Origin of the sequence: Chromobacterium sp. Rain0013 (genome assembly GCF_015291765.1) — a bacterium.
GTDB lineage: Bacteria > Pseudomonadota > Gammaproteobacteria > Burkholderiales > Chromobacteriaceae > Chromobacterium > Chromobacterium haemolyticum.
The window spans coordinates 4,420,452-4,434,137 of the sequence record NZ_CP031514.1; the positions used below are offsets into that span (position 1 = coordinate 4,420,452).

A 13,686-nucleotide genomic window follows, 5' to 3' on the forward strand; every position below is an offset into this window, starting at 1 on the left:
CCGCGCAAGCGGGCCTTTTTCATTGCCGGAGCCTTCTTCTCCAGCTCACGGCCATTCCTGCGATAGCCATAGACGATAGTCTCTAGCAGCAGTCAGTCTCCGCCACACCTCCATGAAAAAAGGGCAAGCTGCACGCTCGCCCTGTGATGGCCCTGCTTCGCCGCGAATCAGGCCGGCGCCGCCTCGAACGCCCAAGTATCCTCCAGCCCGAATTCCACCCAGCACTCGCCCTTGGGCTTGGCTTGCTGACCAAAGGCGCGCAAGCGCAGATCTCCATGTTGCAACAGGTATTCCCAGCGGTCGCCCAAATACATCGACGCGATCAAGTGGGCCGGCAGGCTGTTGCCGCCCGGCTCATCTTGCACGCGCAACCGTTCCAAACGGATCACCGCCTCAGCCTGCTGCCCCACCTGCAATGCCTGCCTCGCAGTGGCGCGAAGTTGCCAGCCCTCGCCCAGCAAGGTGACGCTGGCGCCATCCCGAGCAGCCACCTTGGCCTGCAACGTATTGTTGGCCCCCATGAATTGCGCGGTATAAAGGGAAGCCGGCGCGGAATACAGCTCGGTAGGACTGCCTGCCTGTTCGATGCGACCGTTCTTCAACAACAAAATCTGGTCCGACATCGCCATCGCCTCACCCTGATCGTGGGTGACGCACAAGGCGGACAAGTTCATCGACACGATCAGTTCGCGCAACCACGCGCGCGCCTCTTCGCGCAGCTTGGCATCCAGATTGGACAGCGGCTCGTCCAGCAGGATCACCGGCGGGTTGTAAATCAGCGCCCGGGCGATAGCCACGCGCTGCTGCTGGCCGCCGGACAATTGATGCGGATAGCGCTCCGCCAGATGCCCTAGCCCCAGCTTGTCCAGAATCTGCCTCACCCTTGCGGCGATCTCCGCCGTCGAAGTCTGGCGCAATTTCAAACCATAGCCGACGTTCTGCGCCACGGTGCGATGCGGCCACAAGGCGTAAGACTGGAACACCAGGCCGAGGGAACGCTGCTCCACCGCCAGATTACAACCGGCGGACGCGTCATACAAAGGCCCGCCGTCCAGCAGGATTTGACCGGCCGACGGCTGCTCCAGCCCGGCGATAGCGCGCAGCAAAGTGGTCTTGCCGCTGCCGGAAGCGCCAAGCAAGGACACCACCTGGCCGGCGGCTAGATCAAAGGAGACACCCTTCAAGATTGGATTCTGATCGTAATTCAGATGCAGATCGCGCACGCTCAGCTTAGTCATGCAGTTTCACTCCCAGACGCAAGGCCAGCGCCAAGCCGGCGCCCACCATCAAAATATTGATCACAGACAGAGCCGCCACTTGGTCCACCGCGCCGGTGGCCCACAAGGACACCAGCAGGGAACCGATCACCTCGGTGCCCGGCGACAACAAATACACCGCAGTCGAATACTCCCGCTCGAAAATCATGAAGATCAGCAGCCAACTGGACAGCAGACCAAAACGGATCAAAGGCAAGGTCACGTCCAGACTGGTCCGCCGCTGACTGGCCCCGGCGGTGCGAGCGGCTTCTTCCAGCTCCGGCCCTACTTGCAGCAAGGCGCTCTGCACCAAGCGCATGCCATAGGCCAGCCAGACCACGGTGTAGGCCAGCCAGATCGACAGCATGCTGTTCTTCGCGCCTTGTAGGCCGGGCACAAACAAGAACACCCACAGAAAGGCCAAGCCGGCCAGGATGCCCGGCACCGCGCGAGGCAACAGCACCAGATAATCCAGCAAGCGCGCCCCCCAATCGTGGCGGCGATGACCCGCGAAACCGACCAGGGTGTAGAAGCCCACCGCCAGCGCGCCGCCGATCACGCCGACGCCCAGCGTGTTGACGATGGCGCGGACGATGTTGTCTTCCTCGAACACCAGCGCGTAATGATCCAGCGTCAAGGTCTCCAGCAAGGACACGCCCTCGCCCCAGTGACTGACCACGGAGCGCAGCGCAATGCCGGAAATCGGCACCACCACGGTGAGAAACAGCCACAACAGCACGATGGCCAGCGCCAGATAACGCCAAGGCCCCAGCGATAGCGGATGCTGGCGGCCGGCCTTGCCCTTGAGCGCGACGAAACGCTGAGCGCTGCGCAACAATCGGCGCTGCAACAGGACCAGCGGGAAAGTAATGGCGATCAGACACACTGCCACCGCGGCCATCAGGTGATAGGACGGCACGCCGAGTTTATTGGTCAGCTTGTACAGATAAGTGGCCAGCACCAGATGCCCTTCCGGATCGCCCAGCACCAGCGGCAGGCCGAATACCTCGAAACCGAGAAACACCACCAGCACGCCGGCAAACAGCATGGAGGGCATCACCATCGGCAGGCTGACGTCCCGCGCCACGCGGAAGGGACTGGCGCCGGCCACGCGCGCGGCCTCTTCCACATCCGAGCCCAGATTGCGCAAGGCCGCCGACGCGTACAGATAGACATGCGGCACATGAGTCAGCCCCGCCACTACCGCGATACTCAGCAGGGAATAGATGTTCCACGGCACCTCTTCCACGCCGAACCACTGCTTGAACCATAAAGAATAAAAACCCACCGGCCCGGCCGCCACCACATAACCGAAGGCCAGCACCATGGGCGACACGAACACCGGCGTCAGCAGCAAGGGCTCCAGCCAACGCCGCCCGGGCAAGTCGGTGCGCGCCATCAAAAACGCCAGCACCCCGCCCAGCGGAATAGCGATCAGCGCCATGCCGGCGGCGATCACCAGCGAATTGCCGAGCGCGGACCAGAAATCGGGATCGGTGAACACAAAGCGATAGGCGACCAGCCCCACGTTCTTGTCCGCCATGAAAAAAGGCTGATCCAGCAGGCTTTGGTAGACCACCAACGATAGCGGGGCCAATACCAGCAGGGCCAGCACGCCCAAGACCAGCCAACGGCCGGCGGCGCTCCCGCGTGGCCAGCCGCCGTGGACGGCGGCCTTGGCCGTCTCAACGGGGACTGCCGGATTAATGGAAGAGTTCATGCTTGCTCCCAGACCTGCGCGCAGGCCTCTGCGCCGTCCGCGCGCGGCGGACGGCTGATTCTGTCATTGGAAATGTCGGCCGCTGCGGCCGAGGACACGCTACTTCTTCAGCGCTTGCTGCCAGCTACGCATGAAGTCCAGCCGCTTGGCCTGGTCCAGATAGACCAGCAGGCCGGTGCCCACCTGGATAGGTTTGGCGCTGCCGCCCAATTGCTGGTTCAAGGCAGCGATGGAAGCCGCGCCGCTCACGTCGCTGCGCAGCGAGAACAGCTCGGACTGATTGGCCAACACGCTTTGGCCGCGCTTGGACAGCAAATAATCCAGCCACAGCCGCGCTGCACCGGGATTGCGCGCCTTCTTGGAAATGATGGCCAAGCGGCTGACCACTTGGGTGTAATCCTTGGGATAAACGTAGCCGATGGCCGGGTCTTTTTTCGCCTTGGCGTAAGCGTAGGAGCCAAGGATGTTGTAGCCGATCAGGTTCTCGCCCGAGGAGATCCGCTCCATCATCGCACCGGTGGAGGTTTGCAGTTTGACCCCCGTGGCGCCAAGCGTACGCGCCAACTCCCAGGCCCCGTTGGCGTTATGGCGCACGTCCTGAGTCAGAAAATTGAAGCCGACGCCGGACTTTTCCACATCGTAAGTCGTGACCTTGCCTTTGAAACGGACCGGGTTCGCCTTGAGGATGCGCACCAGGTCGGCGCGGGTCTGCGGGATTTCCTCCGGCTTCAGCAAACGCTTGTTGTAGACAATGGCCACCGGCTCGTAGGTGGTGCCGTAGGCTTGCTGTTGATAATGCGCCCAGGTCGGTATATTGGCCGCCTCCGGCGAGGCGTAGCTGGCGGCGTAGCCATCATTGACGAACTTCACCTGCAAATCCATCGCCGAGCTCCACACCACATCGGCGCTGGCGCTATTGGCCGCGTTCTCGCTGATGAAGCGGTTGTAGATCTCGGTGCTGTTCATATCGTGATATTCCACTTTGACGCCGGGATACAAGGCTTGGAAATCCTTGATCAAGGGCCTCGCCGCGGCACTGTCCGTGGCTGAGTACACCACCACCTTGCCCTCCTTGACGGCGGCGTCCACCAAATTCTGGTAAGCGGCGGGATAGCCGGCTGGCAGCGCCGCCCAAGCGGCGGCGGAACCCAGCGCACAGCACAGCGCGGACAGGCTTCTGACTCTATTCATGGTGTTGCTCCTAGGTAGATGAAGATGTTCGCGACATCTTTCGAATCGCGCAGCTCTATTGGCTTCGCTTCCCCAGCCATGATATTAGAGTAAAGCTTTCAATCCGCTTTCAGTGACCCACACCATGCGCTTGCTCTTAGTCGAAGACAATCCGGCCTTGTCCGAATCGCTGGCCCAGGCCTTGCGCCAGGCCGGCTTCGCCGTGGACTGCATGCTCAACGGCAGCGACGCCGATCATGTGCTCCGCACCCAGGACTACGCGCTGGCCATCCTTGACTTGGACCTACCCAAACTCAACGGCTGGGAAGTGCTGCGCCGGCTGCGCGGCCGCAAACAAACACTGCCGGTGCTGATACTGACCGCGCACGGCTCGGTGGAGGAGCGGGTGCGCGGGCTGGACCTGGGGGCCGACGACTATCTGGCCAAGCCCTTCGATCTCAATGAACTGGAGGCGCGGGTGCGCGCGCTGATCCGCCGTAGCCACGGCAGAGAGAGCCCTCTGCTGGAATTAGGCCCCCTTAGCTACGACAGCGTCGGACGCCAGTTTCAACTGAGCGGCGACGCGCTGCATCTGACGCCGCGCGAACACGCGGTGCTGGAAGTGTTGATGTTGCAAGGCGGCAAGGCCATCGGCAAGAGCCAGCTGTCGGAAAAGATTTTCGGCCTGGATGAAACCGGCAGCGCCGAAGCCATAGAAATCTATGTGCACCGCCTGCGCAAGAAACTGGCCGGCCAGCCGGTTTCCATCGTGACCCTGCGCGGGCTGGGCTATCTGTTGACCACTCCGTAAATGCGAACCGCCCTCTCCCGTCTCAAACCCGCCAGCTTGCGCAAGCAATTGCTGCTCGGGCTGTCCGTTCCGCTGCTGCTGATGCTGGCGCTGGACGGCTGGATGACTTACAACCGCGCCTTGCAGGCGGCCAATACCGCCTTCGACCGCATGTTGCTCAGTTCCGGCCGCGCCATCGCCGACGGCGTCGCCGCCCACGACGGCGCCGTCAGCGTGGACATCCCCTATTTCGCTTTGCAAATGTTCGAGTCCAACGCTTCCGGCAAGGTCTTCTACCGCGTCAGCCGCGCGGACGGCGCGTTGCTCACAGGTTACGACGACTTGCCGCTGCCGCCGCCGAGCCGGCGCGAGTCCATCCGCTACCAGCCCGATTACATGGACATCACCTACCACGGCGAAACGCTGCGCCTGCTGACCTTGCGGGTATCGGTGCGCGACATGAGCACGCTGCGCAGTCAGGACGTGTGGATACAAGTGGCGGAAACGCCGGAATCCCGGGAGCAACTGGCGCGCACCTTGCTCATCGGATCCCTGGCGCAGGAAACACTGCTCGGCATCCTCATGCTCGCCATCGTGCTGCTGGCGGTCGGCCACAGCCTGCGCCCTTTGCGTCGTCTGTCCCGTAATGTAGTGGCCCGCAAGGAAACCGATCTCAGTCCCCTGCCCAGCCGCGAACTACCCACCGAGTTGACGCCCTTGGTGGAAGCCCTGAACCAGCAAGGCGTGCGCTGGCACAAATTGCAGGCGGCGCGCCGCCGCTTCATCGACGACGCCGCCCATCAGCTGAAAACGCCGCTGGCGGTGATGCGGACTCAAGCGGAGCTGGCGCGTCGCCAGGCGCTCGAACCCTCATTGCGCCAGCAACTGGACAAACTGCTCGCCTCGCTGGACAGCGCCAGCCATGGCGTGCATCAGCTATTGCAACTGGCGCGGGTAGAGCCGGACAACGGCCAATCCATCAAACTGGACGACATGGACCTGGCCGCCTGGGTCAGGGACTGGGCACTGGAGCAAGCGCCCTGGGCGCACGGCCAAGGCGCGGATCTGGGTTACGAAGGAGAAGATACGGTGCGGATACGCGGCAACGCCGGTCTGCTGCGGGAATTGCTGGCCAACCTCCTGGACAACGCCATCCGCTACCACCCCAGGGACAGGGACGCGCAAATCACGATTGCGGCCGGCGGGTTGCCGACGCCGTGGCTGCGTGTCGACGACAACGGCCACGGCATCGCAGAAACGGAACTAGACAAGGTATGGCTGCGTTTTTATCGCATCGCCGGCGCAGCCAGTAGCGGCAGCGGCCTTGGCTTGGCCATTGTCAGGGAGATCGCCCACCGGCACGGAGCGGCGGTGGAGTTAAGCCGCAACGCCGGGGGCGGGCTCCGCGTCAAACTGCAGTTCCCCCCGGCCGGCAACGAAGCGGTTTAGAACGGAAGCTGGTACAAAGGGTTACGGCTATCGGCGCCTTCCGCTCGGATGCGCTCCAGTTCGGTGCGCAAAGCGGTCAGCAACCACTGTTCGCGCATTTTGTCCCCTTCCGGATGCTCGTTCAGCATCCGGTACAAGGCCATGCCGTGGAAGGTGGTCATCATGGTCAGCAAAGTAGCGAAGAAGCCGGTAGAGATCGCGTAACGCGGAAACAGCGATGCCATCATCGCGACGAAGCGATCGCGGAAGTAGTTGCTGGAGCTGGCCAGGAAGATTTCCCGCAGGTCGGCGGTGGTTCGGGCCGCCATCAGCAGTTCCATCAACACGATGTGGCGCGGCGACAGCACCAAGGCCTTCATCAGCGCGACGATTCTCTCCTCTTCCGGCATCGTGCCGGGCATTTCCGCCGCCAGCTTGAGCCCGGCCTCGAAAATATCGTCGACTACCTTGCGCCCCACCGGCAGCATCAGTTCGTTCTTGGTAGCGAAATGGCGGAACAAGGCCCCCTGAGAGACGCCGGCCCGGCTGCAGATCAACTGCACGCTGGTACCGTGATAGCCAAACTCCAGCAGACACTCGATGGCCGCTTCCACCAGTTTCCCAATGGTGGACTCCCTACGACTTTGTTGTGTTCGTCTAGTTTGCATTATATTCTTATGTCATGTTTATCCCAACCAAGCTTTGATGATACGCGAAACTTTTGCCATAAGCGAGGGTGAGCGCACGCTAAATAGGCCAGTGAGTAGTTTCAACTAGGGACAACCCAAAAAACGCTGTCCTTTTTAAGATTATTTCCCAATAACACTTAAAAAGAGGTCGCAAAAATTAAAATAATTATTATTAAATTGCTTAGTTCTAATGATTTGGAACATTTTGCATGACAGGCTGTCCTCGCAGCCGCGTCCATCGTGGTCTAGCGGCCGGCGTGGCATCCGCGCAACGTGGGAAAATAGCGGCAAGATCGCCGCTGATATGCGAAAAACAGCGCCATCGCCAAGATAATCGCTTGCACCCGCCTTTGACTCCCCAGCCCTCAGCCCACTCGCTCTCGGCGCACTGCGCTTCTTCTCAAGATAACAAGCACACACTCAAGCAATGTCATCCTTAGGAAGCAGACAGTTTCTAATCGAAAAAATAAATACTCTAAAACAACATTTCAACAAAAATACGATGCTGAATTAGTTGATACGGGAAAATATTCACTTATAAGTTCGCATCCGAACATTACCCTGAGTCTAGCGCCAGATGCTGACAAAACCTGACGGACCAGCCGCAAGCGGCCAGTCCGCCGGGCTCAATTCAACTGCGCCCGCCCAAAGTCCACCCGCCCAAACGGGCTAACCGCATAGCCGCTCAAACTCTTGCTTGCCAATGCGTAAGCGGTGGGATGCGCCAACGGCAGCCACAGGGCCTGTTCCTGGATCAACTTTTGCGCCGCCAGATACAGTTTGGCGCGCTGCGCGAAGTCGCTGCTCTTCTTGCCGTCGCTGATGAGCTTGTCCAGCTTGGCGTCGCAGAAACGCGCGAAATTGGTGCCGGACTGCACAGCCGAGCAGGAGAATTGCGGTGTCAGGAAGTTGTCCGGGTCGCCATTGTCGCCAGCCCAACCCATGAACAATAACTCATGCTCTCCGGCTTTGGCGCGCTTGATCAGCTCCCCCCACTCGATCACCTTGATCTGCACCTTAACGCCGATCTTGGCCAGATCCGACTGCAACAGCTCGGCGCCGGCCTTGGGATTGGGGTTCAGCGTGCTGCCGCTGGGCCGCACCCATACCGTGGTTTCGAAACCGTCTGGATAGCCTGCCTGGGCCAACAGCTTCTTGGCTCGCGCCGTATCGTAGGGATAGGGTTTCACGCCCTTGTTATAACTCCACGTATTGGGCGGATAAGGCAGGTCCGCCGCGGTGGCGGTGTTGTCGAATACCGTTTTCAGGTAGCTGCTCTTATCGAAAGCCAGGTTGAGCGCTTGCCGCACCAAGGGGTTGTTCAGCGGCTTTTTCTGGCTGTTGAAGGCGATGAAAGCCGTCATGAAAGCAGGAGTCTGCAACACCTGCAGCTTGGAATCGGCCTTGGCCGCCAACACATCCTGCGGCTTGGGCGACAAGGCCAGCTGGCACTCTCCCGCCTTCAATTTCTGCGCCCGCACCGCCGAATCAGGAGTGATGGCGTAGATCAACGCTCCGACCTTGGGTTTGGCGCCCCAATAAGCGGGGTTTGGCGCGTAGCGCACCACCGCGTCCTTCTGGAAGCTACGGAAGACAAAAGGGCCGGTACCGATGGGCTTGGCGTTCAAGTCCGCCTGACGACCGGCCGCCAGCAACTGCCCGGCGTATTCAGCCGAGTAGATCGACGCGAAGCCCATCGTCAGGCTGGACAGAAAGGTGGCTTCCGGATAGTTCAGCTCGAAACGCACGGTATTGGCATCGACCTTCTGCACGGCCTTGATCAGCTTGGGAAACTGCATCGACTGCGCGTGCGGATAACCGTTCGGCGCGCTCTTGTACCAAGGGTGCGCGGGGTTGAGCATGCGTTCGAAGGTGAACACTACGTCGTCGGCCGTCAGCTTGCGGCCAGGCTTGAAATAATCGGTGGCGTGAAACGCGACATTGGGACGCAGCTTGAAGGTATAGCTGAGGCCGTCCTCGCTGACCTGCCAGCTTGCGGCCAGCCCCGGAGTCACTTTGCGAGTAGCCGGATCGTATTCGACCAAGCGGTTCATCAGCACGTCCGCCGACGCATTGGTGGTGACGAGGGAGTTGTACTGCACCACGTCGAACCCCTCCGGATTGGCGTCCGTGCACACGGTCAACGGGCGAGCGGCCAGCGCCAGGGTGGGTGTCAGGGCCAAGGCCAAAAGCGTCAATTGCTTGTTCATCGGCATTTCCTTATCAAACTGCATGGCATCTTCGGTATCAGAAACGAAGGTTAAGCGAATAGGCGCAAAAAACAAACCATCGATTATGCATATCCATATTCGCACCGCGGGCCAGACCGAAATTTGAGCCCTGCGCAAATTGCCGCTACAGTCAAAGCGAACAGCCAGAATACAAAGCGCCATCGACATGACCCGCCGCCACTGCCTGCTTGCTCTGCTTTTGACCTGCCTTGCCGCCACGCAACCGCGGGCCGCGCCGGGTCCCGCGCTGGATATCCTCACCGAGGATGATCCGCCTCTGACGTTTGAGCAAGACGGCAAGGCTTCCGGCCTTGTGGTGGAGGTGGTTCAAGGCATACAGCGCCGCGTCGGCAACCATGACCCCATCTCCGTTGTGCCTTGGGCGCGCGGCTACCGCCAAGCTCAACAGCAGCCGAACACCGTGCTGTTCAACACCAACCGCACCCCAGAACGGGAACGCATGTTCAAGTGGGTGGGCCCGGTTACCGAAACCCTAGGCTGCCTGTTCGTGCGGCGGGACAACCCGATCAAGCTGCAGACGCTGGACGACGCCCGCAAACTGCCGCAGATCATGGTGGTGCGGGACTGGTATCTGCAACAACTGCTGAGCGCGCAGAACTTCTCCAACCTGGCCACCGTGGCCACGCCGGATCAACTGCTGACCATGCTGATGCGCAAGCGCGCCGATGTCATCGTCAGTGAAAACACCACCCTGCCCCACCAACTGCGGCAACAGGGCTTCGACCCCTCTCAGGTACGCAAAGCGCTGACCTTCTCCCACACCTACGGTTATATCGCCTTTTCCCGCCAGACGCCGGATGCGGTGATCAAAGCCTGGCAGCAGGCGCTGGACGAGATGAAGCGCGACGGCAGCTTCGCCGCGCTGTACCGGCACTGGCTGCCCGGCGAGGCGGTGCCCGGCATTAACCCGCCAGCCCCGTGATCACTCGAAGCGGCTGCGCCACCAGGCCACCAGTTCCTCGGCCGGCAAGGATCGCGAATAGAGGTAGCCCTGACCACTATGGCAGCCGCGCGCCAACAGCAAGGCGTGCTGGGACTCGGTTTCCACCCCTTCGGCCAGCACTTGCAGGCCCAGGCTTTCCGCCATCGACACGATGGCCGCCACCATCGCCAGGTCGCGCTCGTCGCTATCCAGCCTAATGATGAAGCTGCGGTCTATCTTCAATTCATCGATAGGCAGCCGCTTGAGGTAGGACAATGAAGAAAATCCGGTGCCGAAGTCATCCACGCTGACGTGAAAGCCCATGCGTTTGAGCGTAGGCAGCGCCTTCATCGCGCTGTCCGCGTCCATCAAGGTGCCCTCGGTAATCTCAAGACACAGCTGCTCCGGCGGCGCCCCACTTTCCTCGGCGATCAAACGCAAGCGCGACACGGCGTCCGGCAAACCAAAGAAGCGCGCCGAAAGATTAACGCTGACGCGCCAGGGCGGCAGCCCCTGCTCTCGCCAGGCCATGACCTGCTTGCAGACATTACGGAACACGTATTCGTCGATGTCGATGATCAGGCCGGTTTTTTCGGCGATGGCAATGAACTCGGCCGGCGATTGCTTGCTCCCATCCAACTCCCAGCGCAACAAGGCCTCCACCCCCAACATATCCTGGCTGCGTAGCGTCAGTTGCGGCTGGTACTCCAGCCTCAGCTCCTGCCGCTGCAGAGCCTGGCGCAGGCCGGTTTCAATCTGCAGGCGCTGACGCACGCCGTCGGCCATATCCTCGGAGAAGAAACAATAGCCGTTCTTGCCCGCGTACTTGGCGCGGTACATCGCCATATCGGCGTCGCGCATCAAACCCTCCGGCGTGTCGGCGTCGCAGGGGCAGCAGCTAACCCCGATGCTGGCGGACAAAAAATAACGGTGATCTCCGTCCTGGCACGGCGTCGCCAGCGCCGCCAGCATCTGTTCGGCCAAGTGCTCGGCGTCGCCGTCCGCGGCGTTTTCGGCCAAAGCCACGAACTCGTCGCCTCCGATGCGGAACAAAAGGTCATGCCCGCGCACGCAAGCACGCAGCCGTTCGGCCACGATGCGCAATAGGCGGTCCCCCACCTCATGCCCCAAGTTGTCGTTGATAAGGCGAAAATCGTCCAAATCCACCAACAACAGATACAAACGCCGCCCCGAACGCTGATGATTCCTCAAGCTCCATTGCAGCCGCTCATTCAACTGCACACGGTTGGGTAACTGAGTCAAACTGTCATGCTTGGCGAGAAACTCGATATCAAGTTGCGAACGTTTCAAGGTGGATACGTCTCGGGCAAAACCCATCGCGCGCCGCGGCCTTCCCTGCTCGTCTCGCCACAGGCTGGCGCTCACCTGCATCCAAACCTGCCCCTGCTCCGGCGTGGCGACGCGAAACTGGCATTCGTGCAGGCTCTCTCCGGCCTCCGCCGGCAAAGCCAGCCACCGCCGGCGCAGCTCATCCAGATCCTCCGGATGGATTTGCCCCAGCAAAGCGTCCAGGCTGTCATGGCGATAATCCTCGGCCCGCCCGAAAATACGCCCCACCGGCCCCTCCTCATGCAAAACGCCGTCGACCAGATCCACCTCCCAGGCAATCTGCTCCGCCGCGTACAACGCTTGCTTCAGACGCATCGCCGAGCGGCGCCGCTCTCCAATCAATCGCCCCACCCTCGCCAGCAACTCCGCCACGGAAAACGGCTTGAACAAAAACTCCTGCACGCTGTTCTGCAGCATCCGCAGCCGCAGCGAGTCGTCGGCCCTCGCTGACAGCATCACCACTGGAATGTCCTCGGTCTGTCGATTGCCGCGCAGCGCCGACACCAGCTCTTCGCCGCCCATGCCCGGCATCATCAGATCGCTAATGATCAAGTCCGGCTGCTCGCTCAAGGCCAATTGCAAACCGCGGCCGCCCTCCGGCGCCGTCATGACTCGATAATGTTTGCCCAGCGCACCGGCGATGAAGGCGCTCATATCGGGATTGTCTTCCACCAACAGCACCAGCGCTTGGCCGTTCTTGTCCGGCAAGGCCGTGGTCTCGCCCAGTTGCGGCGCGGGCAAAGGCACCGCGCCGCCGGCCAGCAGATCGTCCAGCCGCAAGTATTCCGACACCACCGGCGTTCCCGCCGGCGCCTCCAAGGGCAGGCTCAGTTGGAACAAGGCGCCGCCGCCCTCCGCCGCGGACAAACGCACTTCGCCATGGTGCAGTTCGATAAACTCCTTGACGATGGCCAGGCCGAGCCCGGTACCGCCATGGCGGCCGTAATCGCCGTCCTCCACTTGCACGAAGCGCTCAAAAACCTTGTCGCGCATCTCGGCCGGCACCCCCGGCCCATTGTCACGCACCCGAATGTCGGCTTGCCGGCCTCGCAGTTCCAGCGCGATCTGAATATGACCGCCGTCCGGCGTAAATTTGAAGGCATTGGACAGCAGGTTCAACAAAACCCGCTGCAACTTGATCGCATCGACCTGAGCCGGCGCCGTTGTCGGCGCGGCCACTTGGTAATCGATGCGTCTGTCGCTGGCCAGAGAGGCAAAATAAGAGGCTACATGGCGCACCAACTCGGCCAGATCCAGCTGCACATAACGCAGCTTCAGCTCCCCCGCGTCCAGCTTGGCCACGTCCAGCAAATCGTTCACCTGTTGCAACAACATGCGCGCCTGCCTCTGGATCAGGGATAGATTCGGCGCCTCCCCCGGCTCGGCTTGCCCGGACAGGAAGCGTTCGACCTGCCCCAGAATCAGCGTCAGCGGGGTGCGCAGCTCATGACTGACATTGGCGAAAAATCGCGTCTTCATCTGGTCCAGCTCCCGCATTTGCTGATTCAAGCGGGCCAGTTCGCTATTCGATTCCTTCAAGTCGGTGTTGGCGCGAGCGATCAGCGCGTGCTGATTCACCATTTCGGCTTCTAAGACCGCCGCATTATTCTTCAACCATTCGACGGAAAAATCCCGCACCGCGCTCTCGCCGCGCAAGCGCACAAACTCGCTGACATCCTGAACGCTGTGGATGATGCAGCTGACGCTGCCGTCGGCGCGCTTCACCGGCCAATTGGTCGGGCTCCAGTAGCGCTCCTCGAAGCTCCCGTCCGGTCGGGGAATATCGTATTTCTGCATCGCCATGCTGTCCTCAATCCCGGTGGACAGCACACGCTGCAAAGAAATGCGCAGATTGCGCGAGCCTTCGCCTTCCGGTTCGTCGGGATTGACCGGAAAGATATCGAACAGATTGCGCCCCAGGATGGACTCGCGCCGGGTCAGCGTCGTCTGCAGATAAATATCGCTGGCGGCGACGACGTTGAAATCGGTGTCCAGCACCAAGTACAGCCCTGGCGACCGTTCGAACAGCAGCTGAAAATCCGGCGCGGCAATCGCAGCCGGCACGCTCAACGCCAACGCAGCCTCCTATTGATAGGGTTTACATACCAA

The 13,686-nt window shown here is 61.1% G+C and carries 9 protein-coding genes; 3 read left to right on the forward strand and 6 right to left on the reverse strand.

Features of this window, described 5'->3' with window-relative positions:
* Nucleotides 1-167: 167 nt before the first annotated feature.
* The 3 genes from DXT74_RS20110 to DXT74_RS20120 all read right to left on the reverse strand — a co-directional run bounded on the left by DXT74_RS20110 (nucleotide 168) and on the right by DXT74_RS20120 (nucleotide 4,167).
* Complete coding sequence (locus DXT74_RS20110) at nucleotides 168-1,238, reverse strand: ABC transporter ATP-binding protein (RefSeq protein WP_194426856.1); 1,071 nt, start codon at nucleotides 1,236-1,238, stop codon at nucleotides 168-170.
* Complete coding sequence (locus tag DXT74_RS20115; RefSeq protein WP_114153798.1) at nucleotides 1,231-2,976, reverse strand: iron ABC transporter permease; 1,746 nt, start codon at nucleotides 2,974-2,976, stop codon at nucleotides 1,231-1,233. Before DXT74_RS20115 ends, DXT74_RS20110 begins: the two co-directional genes overlap by 8 nt.
* A 99-nt stretch (nucleotides 2,977-3,075) precedes the next feature.
* Nucleotides 3,076-4,167 (reverse strand): ABC transporter substrate-binding protein, encoded by a 1,092-nt coding sequence (locus tag DXT74_RS20120; RefSeq protein ID WP_194426857.1) that lies wholly within the window; start codon nucleotides 4,165-4,167, stop codon nucleotides 3,076-3,078.
* 124 nt (nucleotides 4,168-4,291) lie between these two features.
* Between DXT74_RS20120 and DXT74_RS20125 the strand changes: the two genes are divergently transcribed.
* Nucleotides 4,292-4,957 (forward strand): response regulator, encoded by a 666-nt coding sequence (locus tag DXT74_RS20125; protein ID WP_019103304.1) that lies wholly within the window; start codon nucleotides 4,292-4,294, stop codon nucleotides 4,955-4,957.
* Entirely contained in the window at nucleotides 4,958-6,385 is a 1,428-nt protein-coding gene (locus DXT74_RS20130) for a sensor histidine kinase (RefSeq protein ID WP_194426858.1), read from the forward strand.
* Here the strand turns inward: DXT74_RS20130 and DXT74_RS20135 are convergent.
* Nucleotides 6,382-7,032, reverse strand: coding sequence for a TetR/AcrR family transcriptional regulator (locus DXT74_RS20135; protein ID WP_081546138.1), 651 nt, complete (start codon nucleotides 7,030-7,032; stop codon nucleotides 6,382-6,384). The genes DXT74_RS20130 and DXT74_RS20135 overlap by 4 nt on opposite strands.
* Nucleotides 7,033-7,679: 647 nt before the next feature.
* Nucleotides 7,680-9,263, reverse strand: coding sequence for an ABC transporter substrate-binding protein (locus DXT74_RS20140; RefSeq protein ID WP_194426859.1), 1,584 nt, complete (start codon nucleotides 9,261-9,263; stop codon nucleotides 7,680-7,682).
* A gap of 187 nt (nucleotides 9,264-9,450) precedes the next feature.
* Here DXT74_RS20140 and DXT74_RS20145 point away from each other — a divergent pair, with 187 nt between their 5' ends.
* Entirely contained in the window at nucleotides 9,451-10,227 is a 777-nt protein-coding gene (locus tag DXT74_RS20145; protein ID WP_194426860.1) for an ABC transporter substrate-binding protein, read from the forward strand.
* On the opposite strand, the gene DXT74_RS20150 is transcribed toward DXT74_RS20145, so the two are convergent.
* Entirely contained in the window at nucleotides 10,228-13,653 is a 3,426-nt protein-coding gene (locus DXT74_RS20150; protein WP_194426861.1) for an EAL domain-containing protein, read from the reverse strand.
* Nucleotides 13,654-13,686: the final 33 nt, after the last annotated feature.

Bases quoted from the DNA above. Each gene is read 5' to 3' on its own strand.
- DXT74_RS20145 (WP_194426860.1), top strand. From the start codon at position 9,451: ATGACCCGCCGCCACTGCCTGCTTGCTCTGCTTTTGACCTGCCTTGCC.
- DXT74_RS20130 (WP_194426858.1), top strand. From the start codon at position 4,958: ATGCGAACCGCCCTCTCCCGTCTCAAACCCGCCAGCTTGCGCAAGCAA.
- DXT74_RS20135 (WP_081546138.1), bottom strand. From the start codon at position 7,032: ATGCAAACTAGACGAACACAACAAAGTCGTAGGGAGTCCACCATTGGG.
- DXT74_RS20125 (WP_019103304.1), top strand. From the start codon at position 4,292: ATGCGCTTGCTCTTAGTCGAAGACAATCCGGCCTTGTCCGAATCGCTG.
- DXT74_RS20120 (WP_194426857.1), bottom strand. From the start codon at position 4,167: ATGAATAGAGTCAGAAGCCTGTCCGCGCTGTGCTGTGCGCTGGGTTCC.
- DXT74_RS20110 (WP_194426856.1), bottom strand. From the start codon at position 1,238: ATGACTAAGCTGAGCGTGCGCGATCTGCATCTGAATTACGATCAGAAT.
- DXT74_RS20140 (WP_194426859.1), bottom strand. From the start codon at position 9,263: ATGAACAAGCAATTGACGCTTTTGGCCTTGGCCCTGACACCCACCCTG.
- DXT74_RS20115 (WP_114153798.1), bottom strand. From the start codon at position 2,976: ATGAACTCTTCCATTAATCCGGCAGTCCCCGTTGAGACGGCCAAGGCC.